The following is a 26527-nucleotide window of genomic DNA, read 5'->3' on the forward strand; positions in this document are numbered from 1 at the left end:
TGCGTGTTTTAAAAACAGCCTTTCCGATGAAAACAGTCGCCCGGTACGCCTCCCTGGTCACATTCAGCCACACGGTTTTCGCGATGCCTTTCGCACTGATCGCTTACTTTTACGCGCTGTGGAGCACGGACACCCCGTTCGAATGGCTGCTGCTGGTAAAAGTACTGTTAGCCATGGTCTTTGCCCGCAATACGGCGATGGGTTTCAACCGCTATGCCGATCGGAGCATCGATGCGATGAATCCGCGTACCGCCCAGCGGGACATTCCTGCCGGGCGCATTTCAGCACGGAACGCCTTGTGGTTTATTATTGTCAATGCCCTGCTGTTCGCCGCCACGGCCGCATGGATCAATTTCCTGGCATTCTGCCTCTCCCCCCTTGCACTGACCGTGCTGTTGGGATACAGCCTGACCAAACGCTTCACCGCCTGGTGCCACATCGTACTCGGCATTGCGCTGGGGATCGCTCCGGTGGGGGCATACCTTGCGGTTACGGGACAATTCGCCGTGTTGCCGATCCTGCTGACCGGACTCGTCATCACATGGGTCAGCGGTTTCGACGTGATTTATGCGCTGCAGGATGCGGAATTCGACCGGCAGCATGCGCTGCACTCGATCCCGGCCCGCTTCGGCATTCGGGGTGCCATCGGTATCAGCATTTTACTGCATCTCATTACGGTTTATGCGATCGCCCTGATCGGATCGTACTACGGGGCGGGGACCTTCTATTGGATCGGGGCGGCGATCTTCGTCGCTCTGCTCATTTTCCAGCACACAATCGTCACTCCACGCCATCTCGACCGTATCGGTCCGACTTTCGGCCTGCTGAACGGGATCACCAGCGTTTGCTTCGCGACCTGCGTGATTATCGATCTCTACCTGCGTTATTGAGCCATCGCTTAAAGCCCGGCTGTACGTTTGGCTTCCATCAGGATCGTAAAGGCTCGGTGGATATCGTCGTCGCTGATGACGACGGTAAATTCGTTGGTCGTGCTGATCACTTCGGCGATATTGATATTATCCCAAGCCAACTCTTTAAAGATGTAATAGTAAACCCCGGGGCAAATCGCATTCTCGGCCGGAAGTTTTACCGTGATCGACGAGAGGTGTTGCGTTTGTGAAATTTTATGTTCGTCCCTGAAAATTTCATCGACCAGCGGCACGATACTGCTGCTGACAACGAGCGTCGTCTCGTAGATTCCCTGCGAGAAGGTGCAGAACACGTCTTTCATGTTGCGCACGCGGTCGAGCAGGATCGCCTGCTTTTCGTACAGCGTCGCAGAGTTCGTAAAGGCAAAATCGGCCAGGTTAGAACGCACGATGATGTCGCCGATATTCTCGACCACCTTCTTGAATTTCATCGCGGACATCAGCTCGAGACGGGGCACCAACCTGTTCAGCGCCATGATCACGGCGCTGTCATTGACCGCCTTACCCACCTGTTTTTCGATCTCGGGTTTAAGTTGGCGGGCGAGCGCCGAAAGGTTGATCAGTCCTTCGACCAAAGCGCCTTCGAGAAACGGCTTTTTCTTGATTACCTCTTCTACTGCGTTGGGAATTGTCAGCATAACAGTTCGGTTTTAACGGATTGCATTATGTTTGCACCCGCTGCGCACAACATTGTTAAACATCGCCGGGAAGTGTATAAAATTGCACCCGGTTTGAAATTGTTGCAAAAAAAATAAAAACCAGCCAGAAAAACAAACATTTTAATATACTTTTGCCCAAAATTCAAATTTAATGTTTGATTTTAAATAGTCTGATGAAATTTGCAGCCTGTATTTGCGGGCTCCATCGGGGAGGCAAATCCGGTCGGCATTCATCGCACTCAAATGTGTATTCAAGCGAAACAATAAGTATGATCAAAGTTCTTAAATTCGGGGGAACATCCGTAGGCTCGGCCCAGAACATGAAGCGGGTAGCCGAAATCGTACGCCGCGAACAGGCGACCGTCACCGTACTTTCTGCCATGTCGGGCACAACGGACGCATTGGTACAGATCTCCAAACTGGCAGCCGACGGTGACCTGGCCGCCATCGGAAAAGTACTCGATATGCTGCGGGACAAATACTCGACCTGCATCGACGGCCTGCTGACCGCCACCCGGCAAAAAGCGTTCGACCGCATGGAAGCGGCATGGACGACAATCCTGGCTGCAGCAACCGATTTCCAGCCTTACACTTCGGAACGTACCATTATCGCACAGGGGGAATTGCTGACTTCGGCGATCTTCACGCAATATCTGGTTGAAAGCGGCAGCGATGCCGTCTGCCTGAACGCTCCGGATTTCATGATTACGGATGCGGACACGAAAGTGAACGCCAAGCTATTGCACGAACGACTGTCCGCATTGACGGCCGACAAGAAAAAATTTTACGTCACGCAGGGATTTATCTGCACGAATTATCGCGGCGAGATCGACAACCTCGGACGCGGCGGCAGCGATTACAGTGCCGCCCTGATGGGCGCTGCCATCGACGCAGGACAGGTGCAGATTTGGACCGACATCGACGGCATGCATAATAACGACCCGCGTTTTGTCGACCACACCTACCCCATTCGCACGATGAGTTTCTGCGAGGCAGCCGAACTGGCCTATTTCGGGGCGAAAATTCTGCACCCGTCCACGATCCAACCCTGTCAGGACCACGGGATTCCCGTCCTGTTGAAAAACACGATGGACCCCGATGCTCCGGGCACCACGATTTCGGATGCCGACGAGAGCACGCAGTCGTTCCACGCCGTGGCCGCCAAAGACGGCATTACGGTAATACGCATCTACTCCGCCCGCATGTTGATGGCTTACGGTTTCCTGCGCAAGGTGTTCGAGGTGTTCGAACAGTACCGCACTCCGATCGACATGATCACCACCTCGGAAGTCGCCGTTTCGCTGACCATCGACAACGACGCGCACATCGACCGCATTGTCGAGGAGCTCGCCCCGTTGGGCAAGATCGAAATCGAACGCGACAATTCGATCGTCTGCGTAGTGGGCCGCATCGAACATACCGATACCGGACTCGCCGCACGGGTGTTCGACGGGTTAAAGCAGGTCCCGATCAAAATGATCTCCTACGGAGCGAGCCACCACAGCATCACGATGCTGATCAACACGCAGGACAAGAAGCAAACGCTGCAATACCTGAACGACTACCTTTTCAACCAGCAATAATTCATTTTAGGACTATTCTTCCGCCGCAAAACAGAGTATAGTATATGAGTGCAAGACAATATACCGACCAATTGCAAAAACTGGACACACCGTTCTATTTCTACGACATGCAACTGCTTGCCGACACGCTGGCGAAGGCAGTCGCCGAAGCCGGAAAATACGGTTACAAAGTGCATTATGCGCTGAAGGCGAATTTCGACCCGCGTATCGTTGCCGCGATCCGCAAAGCCGGATTGGGAGTCGACTGTGTGAGTGGAAACGAAGTACGGCTGGCCATCGAGAGCGGCTGCCTCGCTTCGGAAATCGTTTTTGCCGGTGTGGCCAAAAGCGACAAAGAGATCAGGTATGCGCTTGGGCAGGATATTTTTTCCTTCAATTGTGAATCGCTCCAGGAGTTGGAAGTCATTAACGCGCTGGCAGCCGAAACCGGACGCACCGCCCGGATAGCGCTGCGGATCAACCCGGATGTCGACCCTCGCACGCATAAACACATCTCTACCGGACAGGCCGACAGCAAATTCGGAATTTCGTACACCGAAATCAACGAAGCTATCCGTTCGTTGAACCGTCTGCCGAATATCCGCATCGTCGGCATTCACTTCCACATCGGGTCACAGATAACGGATATGGAAGTATTCGGCAATTTCTGCGTGAAAGTCAACAAAATCCAACAATGGTTCGTGGAACAGGGCATCGAATTGAAGCACCTGAATCTCGGCGGGGGACTGGGAGTCGGCTATAACGATCCGGACGGCAAACCCATACCGGATTTCGCGGGCTATTTCGGCATTGTGAACCGGACGCTGGAAACGAAACCGGGGCAGACGGTGCATTTTGAACTCGGGCGTTCGCTCGTCGCGCAGAGCGGCGAGTTGGTAACCCGGGTACTCTACACCAAACAGAACGCCGCCGGGCGGCAGATCGCACTGGTCGATGCGGGCATGACCGACCTGATTCGCCCGGCTCTCTACCAAGCGCACCACAAGATCGAAAGTTTGACCGGCCAGGGGCCCCTGCAGCCCTATATGGTGGCAGGTCCCGTGTGCGAATCGTCCGACGTGTTCGCCAAAGAAGCCCTGCTACCTGAGGTCAAACGCGGAGACCTGCTTACGATCCGCACGGCAGGCGCTTACGGTTCCGCGATGGCTTCGCGCTACAACCTGCGCGACCTGCCTCGGAGTGTATACAGCGACGAGCTCTAAAGGCATCCATAAAAAAGATTCCTGCCGATCGGTTCCTCTGTACAAACACGGTTCGATGCGGATAAACCGGATTTACGGACCACCGGAATCCGGTTCTTACGACACATTTTACAAAGGCCGCACGTTCCAATGCGGTCTTTGGTTATTTTCCGGATGTGCGGTTTTTGTTGATAAAGAGCCCCCGTCGCGTTGGCCGGGTGGCAACTTTTTCGTACCTTTCGCACGTCAAAATCGAAATTTGCCATGAAAATATCGCTGAACTGGCTGAAAAGTTATATCGAAACCTCTTTACCGGCGGAAGAGATCGCCAAAATCCTGACGGATATAGGCCTCGAAGTGGAAGGACTGGAACAGATCGAGACCGTGCGCGGCGGCCTGTCAGGGTTGGTCGTGGGTGAAGTCCTCACCTGCGAGAAGCATCCCGACGCCGACAAGCTGCACGTAACGACCGTCGATCTGGGCGACGGTGCCCCGACCCAGATCGTCTGCGGTGCGCCGAATGTAGCCGCCGGACAGAAAGTAGTCGTTGCAACGATCAATACGATGCTGTATCCGACCGGCGAGGCGGAAGGCTTCAAAATAAAAAAGAGCAAAATCCGCGGCGTGGAGTCGTTGGGAATGCTCTGTGCCGAGGATGAAATCGGCATCGGGACCAGCCACGACGGGATTATCGTGTTGCCGAACGATGTGCCGGCAGGCACTCCGGCCCGGGACTACTACCAGATCGAAGACGACTACCTGCTCGAAATCGGATTGACGCCCAACCGCGCCGATGCGATGTCGCATTATGGCGTGGCGCGCGACCTGGCCGTATACCTGCAGGCGAACGGCATTCCCCACCGACTCGTACTTCCCGATGTCTCGGCATTCCGCGAAGGGATTTCCGACAAAGAAGTTGCGGTAGAGGTGCTCAACACGGAAGCCGCTCCCCGATATATGGGTATCACCGTTACCGGCGTCAAAGTGGCCGAATCGCCCGAATGGCTCCAGAACCGGCTCCGTTCAATCGGGCTGAATCCGCACAACAACATCGTCGACATTACAAATTTCATCCTGCACGAGGTTGGCCAGCCGTTGCACGCATTCGATGCCGGCAAGATCAAAGGCGGCAAAGTGATCGTCCGCACGTGCCCCGAGGGTACTCCGTTCGTCACTTTGGACGGTGTGGAGCGTAAACTCTCGGACAAAGACCTGATGATCTGCGATACGGAGAAACCTATGTGTATCGCCGGCGTATTCGGGGGGCTCGATTCGGGCGTGACCGAAACCACGACGGACGTATTCATCGAGAGCGCTTATTTCAATCCGGTTTGGATTCGCAAAAGCGCCAAACGCCACGGGTTGAGCACCGATGCCTCGTTCCGTTTCGAACGCGGAATCGATCCGGAGATAGCGCCTTATGCGTTGAAACGGGCAGCCCTGCTGATGGTGGAATTGGCGGGAGGAAAGGTCAGCTCCCCGGTAACGGACCTTTATCCCGTTCCGGTGCGACCTTTCCGGTTCGACATTTCGCTCAGCCGCGTCAAACGACTGATGGGCAAAGATGTGCCAGATGAAACGATCCGGAGGATTATCCTGGCGTTGGACATAAAAATCGAAAAAGAGGACGGTGACACATTGGGCGTAGCCGTTCCTCCTTACCGTGTCGATGTGCAGCGTGAAGCCGACCTGGTCGAGGACATCCTGCGCATCTACGGCTACAACAATATCGAGATTCCGCAGCAGGTTCACTCTACCCTCTCTTATGCACCCAACCCTGACCGCGACAAGGTCACCAATGTTGTCGCGGACCTGCTGACCGCCAACGGTTTCAACGAGATCATGAGCAATTCGCTCACCAAAGCGGCTTATTACGAAGGATTGGAGGCCTATAAAGCCGAAAACAGCGTCGCTATTCTCAATCCGTTGAGCAATGACCTGAACGTGATGCGCCAGACGCTGCTGTTCAATGCCTTGGAGGCGGTTGAACTGAACACGAACCGCAAAAACGGCGACCTGAAACTCTATGAGTTCGGCAATTGCTACTCCTACGACCGGGACAAAGCGTCCGAAGGAGGCTTGGCTCCGTACAGCGAACAGAACCGACTGTCGATCCTCATAACCGGCGCCGATCACGTTCCTTCGTGGAACGTATCGAGCCAGCCGACCAGCTTCTACACGCTGAAAACCGTGGCCGAAAAGATTTTCGCCAGAATCGGTATCGACCTGAACGGAGCTATGATGGAAACACTCTCAAGCGATCTGTACCGCGAGGCGGTTACCTATAAAATCAACGGCAAACGGATGGTCGAAATGGGAATCGTGTCGAAGAAAATCCGCTCGATGTTCGACATCAAGGCCGAAGTCTATTACTTGGAGATGAATTTCGATGCATTCCTCAAACTGACCAGGAATCACAAAGTGACGGTACAGGAACTTTCGAAATTCCCCGAAGTGCGCCGCGACCTGGCCCTGCTGGTCGATTCGCAGACGACCTTCTCCCAGTTGCGTGAAATCGCTTTCGCCACTGAAAAGAAACTGCTCAAGAATGTTACGCTGTTCGACGTTTACGAAGGGGATAAACTGCCTGCAGGAAAGAAATCCTACGCGTTGAATTTCGTGCTCGAAGATACGACCAAAACACTGGTGGATCAGGTCATCGACAAAACGATGGCCAATTTGGTCCGCGAGTTCGAACGTCGTGCCGGAGCACAGGTGCGTTCGTAATTAACCCGGGCGGCAATCCGTAATATACGGAACAGCCGTTTTTGCCAAACTGCCAATAACATAACCCCACAAATATGCAGGAGAAAATATTGATTCTCGACTTCGGCTCCCAGTACACGCAGCTCATTGCGCGGCGTGTACGCGAGCTGAACGTATATTGCGAGATCCACCCCTACAACCACTACCCGGCCCCGGACAGCTCGGTCAAGGGCGTGATCCTCTCGGGCAGTCCTTCGTCGGTGCGCGATGCGAATGCCCCCCAGGTAGACCTTTCCCCGATCAAAGGCGCTTTTCCCCTATTGGGCGTCTGCTATGGTGCACAGTACCTCGCGCAAAATTACGGAGGAGAGGTGAAACCGTCCGCTACCCGGGAATACGGCCGGGCCATGCTTTCCAAGGTGGAAGCGGCAAATCCGCTGATCTGCGGCCTTTCACAGACTACCCAGGTGTGGATGTCGCACGGCGATACGATCGCGCGCATTCCGGACAATTATAGAATTATCGCCAGCACCGAAGATGTCCCGGTAGCGGCTTTCCAAATCGACGGGGAAAAGACGTGGGGTATCCAGTTCCACCCCGAGGTATACCACTCGACCGAAGGTTCCCAGTTGCTGAAACACTTTGTCGTGGATATTTGCGGATGCAAACAGGACTGGACGCCGGATTCGTTTATCGAATCGACCGTCAGGGAATTGCAGGACAAACTTGGCAACGACAAAGTGGTATTGGGCCTCTCCGGCGGTGTCGATTCGTCCGTAGCCGCCATGCTGCTGCACAAGGCGATCGGGAAGAACCTGGTCTGCATCTTTGTGGATATGGGCCTGTTGCGCAAAAACGAATTCGAAGACGTCCTTCGCTCGTATGAATCGATGGGACTCAACGTCATCGGTGTCCGGGCCGGCGATAAATTCCTCTCCGACCTGAAAGGCGTAACCGAACCGGAGAATAAACGCAAGATCATCGGCCGCGACTTTATCGAAGTATTCGACGCAGAGGCGCAAAAGCTGACCGACGTGAAGTGGCTGGCGCAGGGCACGATCTATCCCGACGTAATCGAATCGGTGTCGGTCAACGGTCCGTCGGCCACGATCAAGTCGCACCACAACGTAGGCGGCCTGCCGGAGAAGATGCACCTGAAGATCGTCGAACCGCTGCGCCTGCTGTTCAAGGACGAAGTACGCCGCGTAGGGCGCCAGTTGAACATTCCGATGGAGATTCTGGGCCGCCACCCGTTCCCGGGTCCGGGTCTGGGTATCCGTATCCTGGGCGAAGTGACCGCAGAGAAGGTGCGCGTACTGCAGGAAGCCGACAAAATTTTCATCGACAACCTTAAAGAAGCCGGTTTGTACGACAAAGTTTGGCAAGCCGGCGTCATGCTGCTGCCCGTACAATCTGTCGGTGTGATGGGTGACGAGCGCACTTATGAGAACTGTGTAGCCCTGCGTGCGGTTACCTCTACCGACGGTATGACCGCCGACTGGGTACACCTTCCCTATGAATTCCTCGCGAAAGTTTCCAATGAGATCATTAACCGCGTCAAGGGAATCAACCGCGTCGTGTACGACATCAGCTCCAAACCGCCCGCAACGATCGAGTGGGAATAAGGAGATAAAGAACCGATGTGATGTTAAAGAATAACTAAGGGGGAAGCAGACTTCCCCCTTAGTTATTCCAACTATTTGTTACTCCCGATTTTATTCCCGGCACATTCGAACTGAGTCAAATCCGGGCTATTCGCCGCCTTTTTTTAGCGTGATTTCCATAATGCCGCCGGCACCCCGCATGCCATACATCGCATCGGCTTTTTTGATAACCAGGCTTTTCAGTTCCGAAGGACGGACTACATCGTTCACCGTTCCAAAATTCTGCCGGGGGCTCCCGTCGACAACGATCAGCATGGGCGGAGAAGATTGTTGTTCTCCGGTTGCGAGAGTTCCGCTCGAAGGCCTTCCCGCTGACGAGGAGAGCAAATAGGCCTCTCCGTCCTTGATCCTGACGGCCGGGTAGCGAACCGTGACAAACGACTTCAAATCGGGATAGGCATGCAGGTTCGGCATCGTGGTGAGGTCGTACTGGTTGAAAGGCGGTAATGTCAGTACGGTGTAGGCCGTCGAAGTGGGCTTCCCGTTTTCGGCTTTAAACATTTGGCCTTTGGCTACGGCCACCGCCACATCGGAAGAGGCATCTACCGGAATACTGCCGATATAACGGTCAAGCGTAACAAAAATCGTATCGTTAGGCAGGGCTTGCACGGTCAGGGAGCCGTCTTTACCGGGAGTCCGGTAATGCGGCGCGCTTTTCAGGGAAATCAGCGCTTTGTTCAGGGGTTTTCCTTTGGTGTTGGTCACGGTTATTTTGACCGGCTGCGTTTGTGCAGCAGCGACCAAAAATCCAACCGACAGAAGCACGAAACAGAGGAGAGCTTGCTTTTTCATGACTTGAAGGTTTTAAGTTAGTATGAGTAGAACTTGGTGTGGCTTCTTAAAGGTAGCAAATTTCAAATAAAACGGTTCATTTTTTTAATTTTTTATTTGCGTTTAGTAAAAAGATGAGCGGATTTTGCCGTATCTTTGCAACCCTTTCCCCTTCCCTTTTCAGATTTAATCTCTTATTTTATCTATGATTCAAAAACAGGAGACAGCCACCGCCAAACTGGAACGAGACAAGATCGGCAGCCTGCTGCTGCACTATTCCGTACCCGCGATCGTCGGGATGGTAGTCGCGTCACTGTACAACATCGTAGACCGCGTGTTTATCGGGCAGGGAGTGGGCCCCTTAGCCATCTCCGGGCTGGCGCTGACCTTCCCGCTGATGACGCTGATCGCCGCGATCGGCACGCTCGTCGGCGTAGGAGCATCCGCTCGGCTGTCGATCGTACTGGGGATGAAAGATATCAAATGGGCCCGTAACATTCTGGGCAACGCTTTCATTCTGACATTTGTCCTCTCGGCCGTATTCATCACCATCGCGATGATCTACCTGCCCGAAATCCTGGTCGCTTTCGGAGGCAGCGAACAGACCATCCCCTATGCGATCGACTACCTGAAAATCGTCATTCCGGGCAGTGTACTGACCAACGTAAGCTACAGTTTCAGCGGCATGATGCGCGCTTCGGGATACCCGCAAAAATCGATGTATACGATCCTGATCGGTGTCGTACTGAACGTGATCCTCGATCCGATTTTCATTTTCGGATTCGGTTTGGGCATCCAGGGAGCGGCTATCGCGACCGTGATCTCGATGTTCGTAAGCGCCGTATTCGTGATGAGCCATTTCTTCAATCCGAAGCATGTCGTGCATTTCGAAAAAGGCTGTATGCACCTGCGGGGATACATCATCCGCAACATCACCTCGATCGGGATGGCTCCATTTCTGATGAACGTCGCGGCGTGCGGTGTCAACATCATCATGAACCATCAGTTGGTGCGCCAGGGCGGTGACCTGGCGATCGGAGCCTACGGTATCCTGAACAGCTATGCAATCCTGATCGTGATGAGCGTTATGGGGTTATGCCAGGGCATGCAGCCGATCGTCGGCTACAATTACGGCGCTCAGAAGTACAAACGCATGAAAGACACGCTTCTGCTGACACTGCGGGTCGGCACTCTGATTATGGTAATCGGGTTTGTGGTCTGCGAATTGTTCCCCGGGCTGCTGGTGAGCGCATTTACGTCCGATCCGGGTCTCAAATCAATGGCTGTGAAAGGCATTCGGCTGGCATTCATCATGCTGCCGGTGGTCGGTTTCCAGATCATCATTTCCAATTTTTTCCAGTCGATCAGCAAAGCTCCCAAGGCCATTTTTATGAGTTTGTCGCGCCAGGTAATTTTTCTAATTCCTTCGTTGTATCTCTTCTCCAAGTGGTTCGGGCTGACAGGGGTGTGGTTGTCCATTCCGTTTTCCGATCTGCTGGCCGCCTTAGTGGCTTTGATATTGATTTTAAGGGAAAAACGTTTTTTTTATCCTTCGCAGCAACAGCGGGCATAGTTTTTGACCCTCGGTTTCATAGCGATAGTCCTTAAAACCAACAAGCTTATGAAACCTCAAGTCGAACCGGGAACTACGGTCGCTCCCGAAAAATACCGCATCGTCATCGCAGACGGCGGTCCTTATCTGGTTTATGGCCAGCCGCCGCTGGTACAACAATTTATCATGCCCAACGGCGAAGGCGAAATCTGGTATTTCAAGGAGGGAGCGCACTACTCCACCAAAGACGAACCCACAGCACTGTGTCGCTGCGGATATTCCCAAAACAAGCCTTATTGCGACGGTTCGCACGAACACGCCGACTGGGACCCGGCCCTCACGGCCTCTACCCGTCCGCTTCTCGAGGATGCGGAACAGATCGACGGACCCGAAATCACGCTGACCGATAATGAGAAATATTGTGCGTTCGCCCGCTTCTGCGACGCAAAGGGCCGCGTCTGGAATCTGGCCGAAGAGGAGGGACAGGAGGCTGCCGAACTGACTATCCGGGAAGCCAACCACTGTCCGGCAGGACGCCTTTCCGCATGGAAAGACGACAAAGCCCCTGTCGAGCCGCATTTCGATCCGGGCCTCGGTTTGCTCGAAGATCCTCTGCTGCGCATAAGCAGTGCATTGTGGGTAAGAGGAGGTATCCCGGTACAGCGTCCGGACGGTTTCACGTATGAAATCCGCAACCGCGTTACCTTATGCCGTTGCGGACACTCCTCGAATAAACCTTTCTGCGACGGGACGCATGCATCGTTTAAATTCCGCGACGGGCTCCCCAACCGTCCCGATCCGAATGGCGAAGAGTATTGACCTTCCTTTTGCCGGCCCGTGGACCGGACATTTTCGAAAACCGCACAGGGTGGCAGAAAATTCACTACCTTTAAGGCTGTCTAACGGATATAGCTTATTCAAATTTTCATACGATGAATCTGGAAACCCAAATCAACGATGGCATCAAACAGGCCATGTTGTCCAAAGAAAAAGTGCGGCTCGCAGCATTGCGGGCTATCAAAGCCGAGATCCTTTTGGCTAAAACCGCTGACGGTTCGGATGAAATCAGCGATGCCGCTGTATTGAAAATCATTCAGAAATTGGTTAAACAACGCAAAGAGTCCGCAACTGTCTATGCCGAAAACAACCGGCCTGAATTAGCCGAGAACGAACTAGCCGAAGCCACTTGCCTGGAAGTTTTCCTTCCCAAGCAGATCGAAGGCGCGGAGTTGGAGACTGTTCTGCAGGAGATCATCACCCAGGCAGGGGCGAAGTCTGCGGCCGACCTGGGCAAAGTAATGGGTTTGGCCACGAAAAAACTGGCCGGACAAGCCGACGGACGACAGATTGCAGAGACTGTAAAGAGACTGCTACGATAAAGCCGACGATTTAGAGGCGTCCATACCTTTGCCGATTAGTTGTGCATGCCTATATTCTTTGCGTTCCATCTTTATTCAATGTCTCAACTTCAAAAATCAAACATCGCACTAAACCTCGAAGCCATGAAAATAAAATCAGTCGTAGCGATCGTATGTATATGGATGTGCGGAACCCTGAGCCTATCGGCCGCTAAACCTTCCGCAGCCGAGCGACAGCAAGCTGCGGCAACCATGAAAGCATTGGCCGAGAGCCGGGATTACACCGTGCGGATAGCCCAGGCTTTCCCGCTGAAAGGGGCCAGCGTGGCTACTCCTTTGGCTATCCTCAGGATCAACGGGAATGAGGCCTATTCAACACTACCCTATTGGGGCGGAGGTTACAACACTTTCGGCAACAGCGACGGGATGCGTTTCACCGGCATCGTTTCGGATTACACCGTAACGATCGATAAAAAGAATAAAGTACAAGTTGCATTTAAAGCAACTGCGAACACCGGCCGGATCTACCAATTCAAGATGGAGATTTTCTATAACGGTTCTACTTTCATCAGTGCCCTTTGCTCTAGTATGGACCCCATGCGTTATGACGGCAAAATCGGCCCGAGCGATAAAACCGAATAGGAAAGAGCTGTCTTTGTCCGTGTCATTCCAGGTAGCCTTCTCAGTTGGGAAGGCTTTTTATTAATTTTATTCTGCAATTTGGTTGTAATTCGTTAAAAAATCCTTAGCTTTATTGTAGCCCTCCCAGAGTCCAAAAGCATTTTCAAGTACTAACCTTAATTTATTGAGTCATGAAAAGAAAATTGATTCTGGCGGCTGTTGCTTTGCTTATGGCCGGGAGTGCGGGTCTGTTTGCCGCAAAACCCTCTGTCGAACAACAACAACAACTTGCCGCTGCAATGAAAACCTTGGTCGAAAACCGCAATTATTCCGTCCGGGTACAACAAGCATCGGGAGTGAAAGGCGGCGGAATAGCCACCAACTCGTTACTGAAAGTCAATGGAGAAACGGCCTATTCGTCCATGCCGTATTGGGGCGGCGGATACAACAATTTCGGCAATAACGACGGGATGCGCTTTAATGGCACCATCTCGGACTATACCGTAACGGTCGACAAAAAAAATAAAGTACGGGTAGCGTTCAAAGTAACCACCGACACGAAACGCGTGTATCAAATTCGGATGGAAATTTTCTACAACCGTAAAACGTTGATCAGTGCAAGTTGTCCGAGCTTGGATCCCATGCGTTATGACGGTGTGATCGGTATAAGCGACGGGGTAGACAACGAGGCCCATTAATAGGGTTCGACTGCACGTTTCGCATGAAAAATTCCGTTTCCCCAGCGCCTTTACACCGTATTTTTGGTCGTTTTGACAAATGTTTGCTATTTTTATAACAAAAGACTCTCCCAACAAACCAAAATAAACACGAACCTAAAACTTTTATGTTATGAAAAGCAAATTGATTTTAGCGGCAATTTGTCTGTTGCTGGGTGGAAATGTACATGCATTTGCGGCAAAGCCACCGGCATTAAGCCAGGTAAAAGCGGCCGTAGCGATGAAAGCTTTGGCGGAAAGCCAAAATTACACGGTAAATGTATCGCAAGCCTATCCCATGGCAGGCTCAGGAGTAGCCGTCCCCAGTATGGTCAAGATTGAAGGAAACCAGATATATTCTACCTTGCCTTATATAGGCGGCGGATACAACACCTTCGGGAACAACGATGGGATGCGTTTTACCGGGACCATCTCCGACTACAAAGTGGAAGCGGGCAAAAAGAACAAGGTGTACGTAAGTTTTACGGCCACTGCGACCACAGGCAGGGTATACCGCTTCAAAATAACCATATTTTATAACGGAGTCTCATACATCAGTACCTCCTGTAACAACCTGCAGGCAATGAGATATGACGGGACGATCGGCTTCAATGAGGCTGTCGACACAGAAGGAGCCCGTTAGACCTCTTTCGGCCTGTTAAACAGAAAAAGCCGCCGCTTTCGCGGCGGCTTTTTTTGCATATACTTTGTGTATTCTTTCTACATATATCAAGCGCGACACACGATAAGTTTAATCTATTTCGATATAAATATTATCAATTTGACTTATATTGATTTTTAATGTACATTTGTATCAAAGAAAAGATCAAACAAAGTTTAACCAATAAAACACAGAGATTATGAAAACCTTAGATTATCTCCAACTGAATGCATCCGCAACGGATAACGTAGTAAAATCGCTGCAACAACTTCTGGCTGACTTCCAGGTATATTATACAAACCTGCGCGGTTTCCACTGGAACATTCAAGGACCGGACTTCTTCGTACTGCACAGCAAATTCGAAGACCTATACAACGATGCGGCGGACAAGATCGACGAAATAGCGGAACGCATTCTTACCCTCGGCGGTGTGCCTGCCAACAAGTTCAGCGATTATTTGAAAATCTCCAAGATCAAAGAGGTCGGTGAGGTCAATTGCGGCAGCGAGGCACTGAAGAACATCCTGGACAGCTACAAATACCTGATCGGCGAAGAGCGGACGATCCTGTCTCTGGCATCTGAAGCAGGCGATGAAGTGACCGTGGCGCTGTTAAGCGATTACCTCAAGGAACAAGAAAAACTGGTCTGGATGCTTTGCGCTTATTCGACCAAATAGGAATCCACCTTCAATGAAAAAGAGGCCGCAATTGCAGCCTCTTTTTCATTGAATATCGGTTATTACAACCATTTGACGATTTTTGCCGCATCCCTTGCATTTCGGGACGAAAGCAGTGTAACATCGATTATTCCCCTTTAACCGGAGCCGTACTCAATGTCGAAAGTTGCTGCGTGATGGCTTTTACTAACGCGACATTCTCTTCAACTGCGAGTTTAATGGCATTTTTTGTCGAGGCAATCGCTTTGGTAATTGCTATCGCTTTCAAGCCCAAGGGCACACTTTTCGCTGCTTTCTCAGCCAAAGCAGGCAGAGTCGCGGCAGCCTGTTGTTGTGCTTCAACCCTCTCGAACAGAGCTTTATACTCCGCTATTTTATGATTGATGGTCTCGTCGTTATTTTGCGCAATTTCAAGAGCCTCACCCACATTTAATGTCAAGGTGTCGATCGCTTCATACTGCTTGCGAATGTCCATAGCCTCCTGATACATATCCGCGCAGGCATCGATGTATTGATCCACGTCTGCTATACCGGTAGCGGCGGGACGATTCCATTCACCCAGTTTGGTGGGTTCGAGTGAGGTTTGGCTGAAGCCCTGAAAAGCAATTACCATAAAAGCTGCCAAAAGAATTAATTTCTTCATTTTTAATGTTTGTTAGATTGAACTTGGGATAGTAAACTAGTAATTAGTCATGCCGGATTTTCTCTTTCCAACTCATCGGCCGGAGATCGGTCGGCACCCAAAGGATGCCCCAGCATCCCGAACCTTCTTCTGCTTAACTCCACGGGGACAAAGGTAGATTGCCTTCACTTTACGACACGTCATCAAAAGTGTCTTTTTAATCACTTTTTGTATCATATTAATCTTATTGACAGTAAATTACATATTAAAAGGCAGGATCGCGGCTTGGGGATATTCGAAAACGGCCACGAACGATCGGACGTTTCGGCATGCACCCAAACTCCGTTTTATTTCCTATCTTTAATGCTTAAATAAAAATTGGAATTATGCGTTGGAGAGTAAGCAGGCGGACCTTATTGCTGATTGCAGGCCTAGTATGGATCATCGCCGGAGCTAATATCCTGCGTATCGGCATTATTACATGGGTGGATGACCAACGGGAATGGTTGTTCAAAACAGGTGAAGCCATTGTCGTCTTCCTGCTTTTCTTCAGTTTGATTTTCAGGAGGCTATACAACAAGCACACCGAAAGGATCGGACAGAAGGCAGACCGCAACTGCCCATTTTCATTCTTCGACGTAAAGGGCTGGCTCATCATGGGTTTCATGATTACACTGGGGATTCTGGTACGCAAATTGCACCTTTTACCCACGTCATTCATTGCGGTCTTCTACACCGGGTTATCGTCCGCGCTGATCCTGACAGGTATCCTGTTTCTGGTTCAGTGGCAGAAAACCAAATAATTCCCGGCGATCCGACAGCTGCACATGAGGACTCTCCCATCGCGGTATCTTTACCAAGGGGGGATATTCTAACCTTAAAATTTTCAAATTATGGAAAATTCATTTGCTGCTTTGATCGAAAACTCGAAACAAGCCGTTAAATACTGGTGGCTGCTGTTGCTGACCGGCATCGCACTACTGGTAATCGGCATCGTCGTATTTGCTTTTCCTGCCCAAAGTTATATCGGCATGTCACTGATGTTCGGATGGTTGATCCTACTCTCGGGCATCTTCCAGGTCATCCTTTCTACTGCCAACAAACACTACATTACAGGACGCGGCTGGATGTTGGCCGGCGGCATTATTGAAATCGTGCTCGGGGCGATCCTCGTTTGGAATGTAGCGCTTTCTGCTGCCACCCTGCCGATCTTCCTCGGCTTCTGGCTGATGTTCCGTGGATTCAGCGCCATCGGTCTGGGAGGAGACATGAGTTCGATGAACGTTCCCGGATCGGCATGGACCATCATCAGCGGCATCCTGCTATTGCTCTGTTCGCTGTGGGTTTTAATCCAACCGCTGGTATTCGGCACTACGATGGTCGTTGTGTGGGTTGGTATCTCCCTGCTCTTCGCAGGCATTGCCGCCATTTCGTTGGCCATGCAGTTGAAATCTGCACACAAACATCTGCAAAAACTAGCATAATCCGGTGAAGATCAAAGGACATATTCCTTGAAACCGGAAACTTAAATTACTATACAAAAAGAGAGGCGATTGCCTCTCTTTTCCGTTTATATATCTATATATCCTGATTTACTCGATATTCGCCGAGCCGACGCGTGCAGGGCAACTACTCCCGGTCGTACACATTGATTTGCAGTTTGGCATAGGAACGACCGGTCTTTTCGCGTGCTTCGGAAATATCTTTGCCCCGGGCAAGCAGTACGGCCATGCGGCGATGTCCTTTGACCTCCGGCTTACCGAAAATGCGCATCTGCGTATCGGGTTCGGAGAGCACATTTTCGAGGTTGGCAAATTCGACACGGTCCGTATCCCCTTCCACTACAATGGCCCGTGAAGCCGACGGGCCGTGAAAAGCGACGTTGGGAATAGGCAATCCGAGAATCGCCCGGACATGCAGGGCAAATTGCGACAGGTCCTGGGAAATCATCGTCACCATACCCGTATCGTGCGGCCGTGGCGACACCTCGCTGAAAATCACCTGATCTCCCCGGATAAATAACTCCACGCCGAAAATTCCCCAACCGCCCAAAGCATCGGTTACCTTCCCGGCTATGAACTGTGCCTGTTCTTTCAATGCCGGAGTCATCGGCTGCGGCTGCCACGATTCGCGGTAGTCCCCGTCTTCCTGATAATGGCCGATCGGCTCCAGAAACGATGTTCCACCGGCATGCCGGACGGTCAGTTGGGTTATTTCATAATCGAACGGGACAAAACCTTCCACGATCACACGGCCGCTGCCGGTACGTCCTTCATGCTGAGAAACATACCATGCCCGCTCGACATCTTCCTCCGTGCGGATCACGCTTTGTCCGTGTCCCGAAGAGCTCATCACCGGTTTCACTACGCACGGAATGCCCACTTCGCGCACGGCTTCCGTAAATTCCGCACGGGTCGAGGCGAAACGATACGGCGAGGTCGGCAATCCCAACTCTTCCGCAGCCAGACGGCGGATACCTTCGCGGTTCATGGTCAATTTGGTTGCTTTGGCGGTAGGTACGACATGATAACCTTCAGCTTCCAGCTCTAACAGCGTATCGGTTGCAATAGCCTCGATCTCGGGAATAATGTAATCCGGTTTTTCCGCCTCGATAATCTCACGCAGCCGTTTACCGTCCAGCATCGACACTTCGTATGAGCGGTGTGCGACTTGCATGGCCGGAGCATCGCGATAGCGGTCCAATGCGACCACCTCGACCCCGTAACGTTGCAACTCAATGGCAATCTCCTTGCCCAGCTCTCCGGAACCGCACAGCAAAGCCTTCTTGCCGATCGGAGAAAATACAGTTCCTATTTTGACCATAATTCTGTTTGTTGGAAAACTTGATAAGGAGACAAAGATAGCCGAATCCGGCCGATTTTCTCTGCCGGGCCCTTAAAATTTTGATTCTGGTTTTGTAGCAGGATTGCCTATTGATCCATATATTGTATATTTGCAGAATAATCAGCACTTCTAAACCGGCTTCGATGAAAAATCTAGCGAAACTCCTGTTGCTTCTGGCATTGCTCGTGTGCGGCGCCCGGCAGACCCAGGCCCAAACCTATGCCAAGTTGAACGGCCTTTATGCACTGGTCGGAGTCATCAATCCGGCGTTCGAATTCACGCTCTCGCCCAAATCCACCTTCCAGACCGAACTGGTCATCTCACCGTGGAAAGAGGTCGGAAGCAACGGCAAACACATGTTGTTCGGGATTTTTATGAACGAATACCGCCGCTATTTCAGACAGCATAACGACGGTTGGTATCTGGCCGGGAACGTCGGCATGATGGCGTTTGATATGTCGAAACCCGAATTCCGGAGTGGCAAACTGAGGCTCGAAGACCGCTATTGCAAAGGCTACGGCATGATGTTCGGCCTGGCGTTCGGCTATGAATACAAATTCAAAGAGCGCTGGTTGCTGGACGCCTACCTCGGTTGGGCCTATATGGCAAGCTGGTATAACGGATACAGCTTGGACGGACAAATCGACATGAATCCGCACAGGCCGGTACCGCCCGAGCATCCCGATCCCTGGAACGGTTCAGCTGAGTGGCTGCCCAACAAGATCGGGCTGTCGATCGGATTGCTGATCTGCGATCCGCACCGTAAAAAGAAATAATAATTGCTATATTTAATGTAATTAATGCCTCTAACATATGTCTGAAACACCTGTCAAGCCTGAAACCGAAGAGATCGACCTGCTGGAACTGGCCAAAAAAATCTGGGCGAAACGCCGTTTTATAATCAAATATGCGTTGATCGGCGCCGTTGCCGGCCTGGTGATCGGCTTCAGCCTCCCAAAAGAATACACTTCATCGGTGAAAATGGCACCCGAAGAGGGAAAATCCAATAAGACCAGCAATATGGCCGGCCCTGCCGCATTGGCCGGATTCGACCTCAGTGGTGCGGGAGGAGTAGACGGAATCAATCTGATGCTGTACCCTGACGTTGTTCAAAGTACGCCTTTCATCGTCGAATTGAGCCAGATTCCGGTTCAACCGAAAAAGAGCGGAAAACTGTCGCTTTACGATTACATCGGCACCGAACTCTCTTCCCCGTGGTGGGGTTATATAATCAGCGCACCTGCAAAGGTAATCGGTTGGGTAATGTCTATCGGGCAAGAGAAGGAAGCAGTCGGCTCCGGGATCAACCCCAAAGCGCTGACCCACGAACAGGCCCAGGTGCTGGAAAGTTTATCGAAACGCATCAACATTAGCGTGGACAAAAAGACAAGTGTGATTACCGCCTCGTCCACGATGCAGGATCCCGTGGTTGCAGCCGCTGTCACGGATTCGATGGTTCGTAAACTGGAAGAGTATATGGGTGATTACCGGACTGAAAAAGCAAAACGCGACCTGGCTTTCACCCAGGAGTCCTACCAGTCGGCCCGCGAGAGTTACCACGAAACCCAACGCCGCTATGCATCCTATATGGATGCTACCCAGAATGTAGCCCGCCAATCGGTAAGGGCCGAGCAGGAGCGGCTTCGCAACGAGCAGACCCTTGCTTACGGCGTATACAGCCAACTGGCCCAACAGCTCGAAATGGCCAAACTCAAAGTGCAGGAACAAACCCCGTGCGTCACGATCATCGAACCGGCCGGAGTGCCGACCCGCAAATCGAACACCAGCAAAGCCGTTATTTTAATCGCGTTTACATTTTTGGGAGCTTTTGCCGCTTCCGGCATTGTGGTCGTAAAAGACCTGTTTTTCAAAAAGGAAAATCCGGATGAGGGAACAGGAATCGGCGATAATCCAAGCTTGTCTTAGTAGGTAATCTCGAAACAACTACTGTAAATTTCACCATCGACAAAAAGGTTGTTGTTAATAAAAAAGGACTGGCATACATAGTATGCCAGTCCTTTTTCTGCCTTATAACATTACCGGATAAACAGCAATTCCCTGTATTTGGGCAGCGGCCACTGTTCGTTGTCCACCACCTGCTCGAGTTTGTCGACATGGTAGCGAATTTCATCGAGGAGTCCGACGACCGTATCGTGATAAGCCACGGCTTTGGTTCGTTCGCAGTCGATTTTATTAGCCACCTTGCGTGCATCGACCATCCGGATCGTCAGGTTCTGGATCTCGGCGATATGGCCCGAAATATTCTCTACCAAAGCGATGTCCCGCGCCGATAGTTTTTTCCACTGATCGTCGGTAAAGAGCGATTGCAGTTTAAAAATTTTATCCAGCAACACGCTTTCGTAACCCGAAGCCACCGGCAGGATATGGTTCATCGCCATATCGCCCAGCACCCTCGCTTCGATCTGTATCTTCTTGGTGTAGGTCTCCCACATGACTTCCACACGCGCCTCCAGCTCTTTTTTGCTCAGCACATGTGTCCGCTCGAACATCTCCACGCTTTCCGAAGCCAGGTAACGGTCGAACATCTCCGGTGCGGATACCGTGCAATCCAGTCCGCGCCGAGCCGCCTCCGCCTTCCACTCCTCGGTGTACCCGTTTCCATCGAAATGAATCGCTTTGCATTCACGCACATACCCTTTGAGTACGGTATAAATGGCTTTCATCGCATCTTCGCCATTCCGGATACGCGCATCGACAGCTGTTTTGAACTCGGTCAACTGATCGGCCACCGCCGCATTCAGCACGGTCATCGCTCCTGCACAGTTGGCCGACGACCCGACGGCGCGAAATTCAAAGCGGTTGCCGGTAAAGGCAAACGGAGAGGTACGGTTGCGGTCGGTATTGTCCAGCAACAATTCAGGAATATGTGGAATCCCTTCCATCTTGAAGCCGCTTTCGCCGTTAAACACAATCTCATCCTGACCCGTACAACTGGACATTTTGTCGAGCGCCTCCGAGAGCTGACGCCCCAGGAAAACCGAAATAATGGCAGGCGGTGCCTCGTTGGCCCCAAGGCGGTGCGCATTGGTCGCATTGACGATGCTCGCTTTCAGCAATCCGTTGTATTTATAAACCGCCATCATCACATTCACCAAAAATGTAATGAACTGCAAATTGTTTTTCGGGGTCTTGCCGGGCGAGAGCAGGTTCACTCCGGTATCCGTCCCCAACGACCAGTTGCAGTGCTTGCCGGAGCCATTGATTCCCTTGAAGGGTTTCTCATGCAGCAGCGCCCGGAAACAGTGTTTGCGGCAGATGCGTTTGATTGTCGACATCAACAGCAGGTTGTGGTCGTTGGCAAGGTTCGCTTCTTCATATACCGGCGCCAATTCGAACTGGTTAGGCGCCACTTCGTTATGACGTGTCTTAACCGGAATCCCCAGCTTCCAGCATTCATATTCGAGCTCTTTCATGAAAGCCATCACTCGGGTCGGAATCGCCCCGAAATAATGATCTTCCAACTGCTGGTTTTTCGCACTCTCATGCCCGATCAGCGTGCGGCCGGTCAGCATCAGGTCGGGCCGGGCCGCCCACAGTCCTTCGTCCACCAAGAAATACTCCTGCTCCCAGCCTAAGTACGAATGCACCTTCCCTACGGTCGCATCGAAATATTGGCAGACCGCAACAGAGGCTTTGTCGACTGCCTCGAGGGAACGGAGCAACGGAACCTTGAAATCGAGCGCTTCGCCTGTATAGGCGATAAAAATCGTCGGAACGCAAAGTGTCGTCCCCACGATAAATGCCGGAGAAGTGGCGTCCCAAGCCGAATATCCGCGCGCTTCAAACGTATTGCGAATCCCTCCGTTCGGGAAACTCGACGCATCAGGCTCTTGCTGGATTAGCAATTTGCCCGAAAATTCTTCGATTACCCCACCCTGTCCATCGGGTTCGATGAACGCATCGTGTTTCTCGGCCGTACCTCCGGTCAACGGCTGAAACCAATGAGTATAATGGGTCGCACCCATATCCATCGCCCATTGCCTCATTCCCGAAGCGACGCTGTCGGCCAGATCACGGGCCAGTGCCTTACCGTGCTTCATCGTCTCCAGCAAAGCCTCGTAGGTTTTCTGGGGCAGGTATTTGCGCATTTTCTCCTCATTGAATACGTACATGCCGTAATACTCTGAAGGACGTTTTTCCGGTGCCGGAACATCCAGCGCCTTGCGTTTGATTGCATCTTCCACCACTTTGAATCTCAGTGTTGCCATATTCGGACAGGTTTAAGAATTATTTGGTATACTGGAATCGGATCCTAATCCGCCACAAATATCAAAATATTTTTCATTTCATGCAATTTTTCAGGGGCTATATTCAAAAAATATGTATTTTATCAACATGACACCCCTAAAATAAGCATATATAAAACCGAAAATAATACTTCTTTCCCGAGCAACCCCCATTATTTATCCGGCACAAGAAAGAAAAAAAATAGAGGGACTGTTCCATCCCTCTATTCCATAATTTTCAGTCATCGTCCACTCCTGTACATCCTAAAACAATTTGCGTATCATGCGAAATCCCTTATAAGGGGGATATTTCATCGCAAAATCCGACTTGCGCGGAGCTGTCAGCACGGAACGGGGACGGGAAAAGGTCTCAAAACTATATCGACCGTGATACTGCCCCATCCCGCTCCCTCCTGCTCCGCCGAACGGCAGTGCAGGATTGGCCAGATGCAATACCACGTCGTTGACGCAGCCGCCGCCGGAATCGACCCGACCGAAAAGAGCTTCACCGGTACGCCGCTCTCCGAAATAATAAAGTGCCAACGGCTTTTCCCGTTCTGAAATAAAAGGAACCACCTCTGCCTCTAAATCATCGAATTCGAGGACGGGCAACAGAGGACCGAAAATTTCCTGTTGCATCAACGGACTGTCCGGCGCCACGTCCCGCAGCAGTGTCGGGGCGACATAGCGGGCTGCCGCATCGGTTTCGCCCCCGAAAACCACCTCTCCCGACTCCATCAATCGCCGCATCCGCTCAACTTCTTCATTTCCGACCAGACGTCCGTAATAAGGACTTTGCCGAGGGTCTGCGCCGAACATCCGACTGACCGACAACTTTATTTCGGCAGTCAATTCCGGCACGATCTCCCGATGCACCAACAGATAATCCGGCGCCACACACGTCTGTCCCGCATTGAGAAATTTTCCCCAGGCGATACGGCGTGCGGCAATTTTAACATCGGCCGTCCGGTCCACTACGCACGGACTTTTCCCTCCGAGCTCCAATGTCAACGGGATTAACCGAGCGACCGCGGCAGTCATCACTTCGCGTCCCAGGGCCGGACTACCGGTAAAAAAGATATAATCCAACCGTTGCTGCAGTAACGCACGGGCCGTCTCGGCACCTCCTTCCAAAAACGACACGTATTCCGGGGCAAAAACTTCCGAAATCAGCTTGCGCATCACTTCGTTTACCGCAGGCGTACGGGGCGAGGGTTTCAGTACCGCGCAATTTCCGGCAGCCAATGCGCCGGCAAGCGGTGCAAACAACAATTGAAACGGATAATTCCACGGGGAAAGGATCGCGACCACTCCGTATGGTTCCTGCCGGATACGGCTGCACGAACCGAACATAAACAGCGGCGTTGCCGCACGCCTGGTCGCACTCCAATGTTTCAGGTGCCGGATCAATCCTTTCGTTTCCGCCTTTACAAGAGCGATTTCGGTCAGGAACGCCTCCTCCCGGGACTTATGCAAATCCCGCCACAACGCTTCGCACAATTCAGCTTCATAACGCCCGATCGCTTTCAACAACAGCCGTAATTGCGTCCGGCGAAACTGCCAGATACGGGTTTGCCCGCTTTGGTAATATTCCCGGTGTGCCTGTACAATCCGCGCTGTCCTATCTTGTTGTGACTCCATTGCCATTCCAATTATATTTATATTTAGATTTACATGCAATCAAATATAGAGAGAATCCCGCAAAAACCGGGCAATCCGTTATCTTTGCACGTTTTTTGTACCTATCGTTTAAATACTAATCCTAACCACTCTTTAGGTCGATGCTTATCACCCTGATCATTCTGGTTCTTGCCGCTATTTTCTTCATGAACGGAAAAATCCGTTCAGACCTGGTCGCGCTTTGTGCGCTGATCCTGCTGCTCGTATTCCAAATTCTTACACCCGAAGAGGCTCTGTCCGGATTTTCGAATCCGATCGTAATTATGATGATCGGGCTGTTTGTGGTCGGCGGTGCAATCTTCCAGACCGGGCTGGCCAAAATGATCAGCAACAAAATGCTTAAATTGGCGGGAAAAAGCGAATTGCGGCTCTTCATCCTGCTTATGGCCGTCACCTCGGCTATCGGGGCATTCGTCAGCAACACCGGCACCGTCGCACTGCTGCTGCCCATCGCAGTCAGCCTTGCCGCAAGTTTCCACATGAATCCGAGCCGCCTGCTGATGCCGATCGCTTTCGCCAGCAGCATGGGCGGCATGATGACATTAATCGGCACACCCCCCAACCTCGTTATACAAAATACGCTGACCGAAGCCGGATTTCAACCGCTCGAATTCTTCTCCTTTCTTCCGGTAGGTTTAATTTGTGTCGGGGTCGGAACCCTCGTACTGATTCCTCTGAGCAAATATTTTCTTTCGAAAACAGGGACAAAAGAGAAACAACGCGGTTACAAAAACAAATCGCTGAACGATCTGGCTGCGGAATATCAGTTGGGCGACCATCTTTTCCGGATGCACGTAGCACCCCATTCCCCGCTGATTGGCAAAACAGCCGCAGAAGCCGACATCCGCAACCGCTACGACCTGAACATCCTCGAAATAAGAAGGATTACCGTTCCCCAGAGCCGTTTTTTCAAAACGATCAGCCAGCGAACAGCTCCGAATACTGTTTTACTGCCGGATGACCTCCTTTATGTGATGGGGGATTTCGACAAAGTGCAACATTTCGCTGAAACCTACCGTTTGGAACTGCTGGACACACACATGCCCGAAGAGAGGTCCGCAATAAACCGCAATTCACTGGACTTTTACGACATCGGTATCGCAGAGATCGTCCTGATGCCTACTTCGGGCCTGATCAACCGTACCATAGGGGAATCGGGGTTCCGAGACAAATACCACGTCAACATCCTCGGCATTCGGCGTAAACGCGAATACATCCTCAATAACCTGAAAGGCGAGAAGATGCACAGCGGAGATGTGCTGCTGGTCCAGGGCAGCTGGAATGCCATCGGCCATTTGAGCCAGGAAAACTCGGACTGGGTCGTATTGGGACAACCGCTAAATGAAGCGGCCAAAGTCACCCTCGACTACAAAGCTCCATTAGCAGGTGTCATCATGCTCCTGATGATTATGGCGATGGTGTTCGACTTCATCCCGATCGCCCCGGTTACGGCGATTATGATCGCTGCGGTATTGATGGTACTGACGGGTTGTTTCCGCAACGTGGAAGCTGCATACAAAACCATCAACTGGGAGAGTATCGTACTGATTGCGGCCATGCTGCCGATGTCGATGGCCCTGGAAAAGACCGGCGTATCCGAATACATATCCAACAGTTTGGTCAGCGGCCTGGGCGTTTACGGCCCGATAGTCCTGTTGGCCGGCATCTATTTCACCACATCTTTACTGACCATGTTTATCAGCAATACCGCCACGGCCGTACTTCTGGCTCCCATAGCCCTGCAATCGGCAATACAAATCGGAACCAGCCCATATCCGTTCCTTTTTGCGGTAACCGTCGGAGCCAGCATGTGTTTTGCCTCGCCGTTCTCCACGCCGCCCAATGCACTGGTCATGCCGGCCGGACAATACACTTTCATGGATTACATCAAAGTCGGATTGCCATTGCAAATTCTGATCGGCATAGTGATGATACTGACACTTCCCCTGCTCTTCCCCTTTTAACCGGCCCGGGCCGGTCATCCCTTGTCCGCTCCGAACAACCGGCTTCGCTGCAAAGGATCGCTTTTATTACATACTGAAGCTTTCCACAAGAAA

The 26527-nt window shown here is 51.7% G+C and carries 23 protein-coding genes; 17 read left to right on the forward strand and 6 right to left on the reverse strand.

The features are described 5' to 3' along the window. Positions 1 to 26: 26 nt before the first annotated feature. A complete protein-coding gene (locus NQ495_RS02055; RefSeq protein ID WP_009134640.1) occupies positions 27 to 890 on the forward strand; it encodes a 4-hydroxybenzoate octaprenyltransferase in 864 nt (287 codons plus the stop codon). 8 nt (positions 891 to 898) lie between these two features. Here NQ495_RS02055 and NQ495_RS02060 read toward each other — a convergent pair whose 3' ends face one another. Further along, complete coding sequence (locus tag NQ495_RS02060; RefSeq protein ID WP_009134639.1) at positions 899 to 1567, reverse strand: hypothetical protein; 669 nt, start codon at positions 1565 to 1567, stop codon at positions 899 to 901. 293 nt (positions 1568 to 1860) lie between these two features. Between NQ495_RS02060 and NQ495_RS02065 the strand changes: the two genes are divergently transcribed. The 4 genes from NQ495_RS02065 to guaA all read left to right on the forward strand — a co-directional run bounded on the left by NQ495_RS02065 (position 1861) and on the right by guaA (position 8683). Next, positions 1861 to 3171: an aspartate kinase gene (locus NQ495_RS02065; RefSeq protein WP_040294729.1), complete on the forward strand. Its 1311-nt coding sequence runs from the start codon at positions 1861 to 1863 to the stop codon at positions 3169 to 3171. Positions 3172 to 3215: 44 nt separating this feature from the next. Beyond that, a complete protein-coding gene (lysA, locus tag NQ495_RS02070; RefSeq protein ID WP_009134637.1) occupies positions 3216 to 4373 on the forward strand; it encodes a diaminopimelate decarboxylase in 1158 nt (385 codons plus the stop codon). Positions 4374 to 4616: 243 nt separating this feature from the next. Then, positions 4617 to 7079: a phenylalanine--tRNA ligase subunit beta gene (gene pheT, locus NQ495_RS02075; RefSeq protein ID WP_009134636.1), complete on the forward strand. Its 2463-nt coding sequence runs from the start codon at positions 4617 to 4619 to the stop codon at positions 7077 to 7079. 74 nt (positions 7080 to 7153) lie between these two features. After that, positions 7154 to 8683, forward strand: a complete 1530-nt coding sequence (gene guaA / locus NQ495_RS02080) for a glutamine-hydrolyzing GMP synthase (protein ID WP_009134635.1) — start codon at positions 7154 to 7156, stop codon at positions 8681 to 8683. A 126-nt stretch (positions 8684 to 8809) separates the two neighbouring features. On the opposite strand, the gene NQ495_RS02085 is transcribed toward guaA, so the two are convergent. Beyond that, complete coding sequence (locus NQ495_RS02085) at positions 8810 to 9514, reverse strand: hypothetical protein (protein ID WP_009134634.1); 705 nt, start codon at positions 9512 to 9514, stop codon at positions 8810 to 8812. Positions 9515 to 9698: 184 nt separating this feature from the next. Here NQ495_RS02085 and NQ495_RS02090 point away from each other — a divergent pair, with 184 nt between their 5' ends. The 7 genes from NQ495_RS02090 to NQ495_RS02120 all read left to right on the forward strand — a co-directional run bounded on the left by NQ495_RS02090 (position 9699) and on the right by NQ495_RS02120 (position 15077). Then, positions 9699 to 11066, forward strand: a complete 1368-nt coding sequence (locus NQ495_RS02090; RefSeq protein ID WP_009134633.1) for an MATE family efflux transporter — start codon at positions 9699 to 9701, stop codon at positions 11064 to 11066. A gap of 48 nt (positions 11067 to 11114) precedes the next feature. Then, positions 11115 to 11864 carry a CDGSH iron-sulfur domain-containing protein gene (locus tag NQ495_RS02095; protein WP_009134632.1) on the forward strand — a complete coding sequence of 250 codons (750 nt, stop codon included), beginning with the start codon at positions 11115 to 11117 and terminating at the stop codon, positions 11862 to 11864. Between the two features lie 113 nt (positions 11865 to 11977). Then, the gene (locus NQ495_RS02100) at positions 11978 to 12424 is read left to right on the forward strand and encodes a GatB/YqeY domain-containing protein (protein ID WP_009134631.1); all 447 of its coding nucleotides are present in this window, start codon (positions 11978 to 11980) and stop codon (positions 12422 to 12424) included. 123 nt (positions 12425 to 12547) lie between these two features. Continuing rightward, positions 12548 to 13045, forward strand: coding sequence for a DUF4251 domain-containing protein (locus NQ495_RS02105; RefSeq protein WP_009134630.1), 498 nt, complete (start codon positions 12548 to 12550; stop codon positions 13043 to 13045). A gap of 170 nt (positions 13046 to 13215) precedes the next feature. Then, the gene (locus NQ495_RS02110; protein ID WP_118060413.1) at positions 13216 to 13722 is read left to right on the forward strand and encodes a DUF4251 domain-containing protein; all 507 of its coding nucleotides are present in this window, start codon (positions 13216 to 13218) and stop codon (positions 13720 to 13722) included. A 151-nt stretch (positions 13723 to 13873) separates the two neighbouring features. Then, on the forward strand, positions 13874 to 14383 hold the full coding sequence (locus tag NQ495_RS02115; RefSeq protein WP_009134627.1) for a DUF4251 domain-containing protein: 510 nt from the start codon (positions 13874 to 13876) through the stop codon (positions 14381 to 14383). 217 nt (positions 14384 to 14600) lie between these two features. Then, positions 14601 to 15077 carry a Dps family protein gene (locus tag NQ495_RS02120; RefSeq protein WP_009134626.1) on the forward strand — a complete coding sequence of 159 codons (477 nt, stop codon included), beginning with the start codon at positions 14601 to 14603 and terminating at the stop codon, positions 15075 to 15077. Between the two features lie 127 nt (positions 15078 to 15204). On the opposite strand, the gene NQ495_RS02125 is transcribed toward NQ495_RS02120, so the two are convergent. After that, positions 15205 to 15720 (reverse strand): hypothetical protein, encoded by a 516-nt coding sequence (locus tag NQ495_RS02125; protein ID WP_009134625.1) that lies wholly within the window; start codon positions 15718 to 15720, stop codon positions 15205 to 15207. 365 nt (positions 15721 to 16085) lie between these two features. Here NQ495_RS02125 and NQ495_RS02130 point away from each other — a divergent pair, with 365 nt between their 5' ends. Beyond that, positions 16086 to 16502, forward strand: a complete 417-nt coding sequence (locus NQ495_RS02130; RefSeq protein ID WP_009134624.1) for a hypothetical protein — start codon at positions 16086 to 16088, stop codon at positions 16500 to 16502. A gap of 90 nt (positions 16503 to 16592) precedes the next feature. After that, positions 16593 to 17183: an HdeD family acid-resistance protein gene (locus NQ495_RS02135; RefSeq protein ID WP_009134623.1), complete on the forward strand. Its 591-nt coding sequence runs from the start codon at positions 16593 to 16595 to the stop codon at positions 17181 to 17183. Positions 17184 to 17328: 145 nt separating this feature from the next. Here NQ495_RS02135 and purT read toward each other — a convergent pair whose 3' ends face one another. Then, positions 17329 to 18522 carry a formate-dependent phosphoribosylglycinamide formyltransferase gene (gene purT, locus NQ495_RS02140; protein ID WP_009134622.1) on the reverse strand — a complete coding sequence of 398 codons (1194 nt, stop codon included), beginning with the start codon at positions 18520 to 18522 and terminating at the stop codon, positions 17329 to 17331. A 164-nt stretch (positions 18523 to 18686) separates the two neighbouring features. Between purT and NQ495_RS02145 the strand changes: the two genes are divergently transcribed. Together NQ495_RS02145 and NQ495_RS02150 are read left to right on the forward strand one after the other, a co-directional pair. After that, positions 18687 to 19319, forward strand: a complete 633-nt coding sequence (locus tag NQ495_RS02145; protein WP_009134621.1) for a DUF3575 domain-containing protein — start codon at positions 18687 to 18689, stop codon at positions 19317 to 19319. 37 nt (positions 19320 to 19356) lie between these two features. Then, entirely contained in the window at positions 19357 to 20469 is a 1113-nt protein-coding gene (locus NQ495_RS02150) for a Wzz/FepE/Etk N-terminal domain-containing protein (protein ID WP_009134620.1), read from the forward strand. Positions 20470 to 20579: 110 nt separating this feature from the next. Here NQ495_RS02150 and NQ495_RS02155 read toward each other — a convergent pair whose 3' ends face one another. Further along, positions 20580 to 22772, reverse strand: a complete 2193-nt coding sequence (locus NQ495_RS02155) for a glutamine synthetase III family protein (protein ID WP_009134619.1) — start codon at positions 22770 to 22772, stop codon at positions 20580 to 20582. 282 nt (positions 22773 to 23054) lie between these two features. After that, positions 23055 to 24431: an aldehyde dehydrogenase family protein gene (locus NQ495_RS02160; protein WP_040294582.1), complete on the reverse strand. Its 1377-nt coding sequence runs from the start codon at positions 24429 to 24431 to the stop codon at positions 23055 to 23057. Between the two features lie 140 nt (positions 24432 to 24571). On the opposite strand from NQ495_RS02160, the gene NQ495_RS02165 reads away from it, so the two are divergent. Continuing rightward, entirely contained in the window at positions 24572 to 26434 is a 1863-nt protein-coding gene (locus NQ495_RS02165; RefSeq protein WP_009134617.1) for an SLC13 family permease, read from the forward strand. The last annotated feature ends 93 nt before the right edge of the window (positions 26435 to 26527 follow it).

The sequence above is a fragment of the Alistipes indistinctus YIT 12060 genome, from assembly GCF_025144995.1.
Classification (GTDB): Bacteria; Bacteroidota; Bacteroidia; order Bacteroidales; family Rikenellaceae; genus Alistipes_A; species Alistipes_A indistinctus.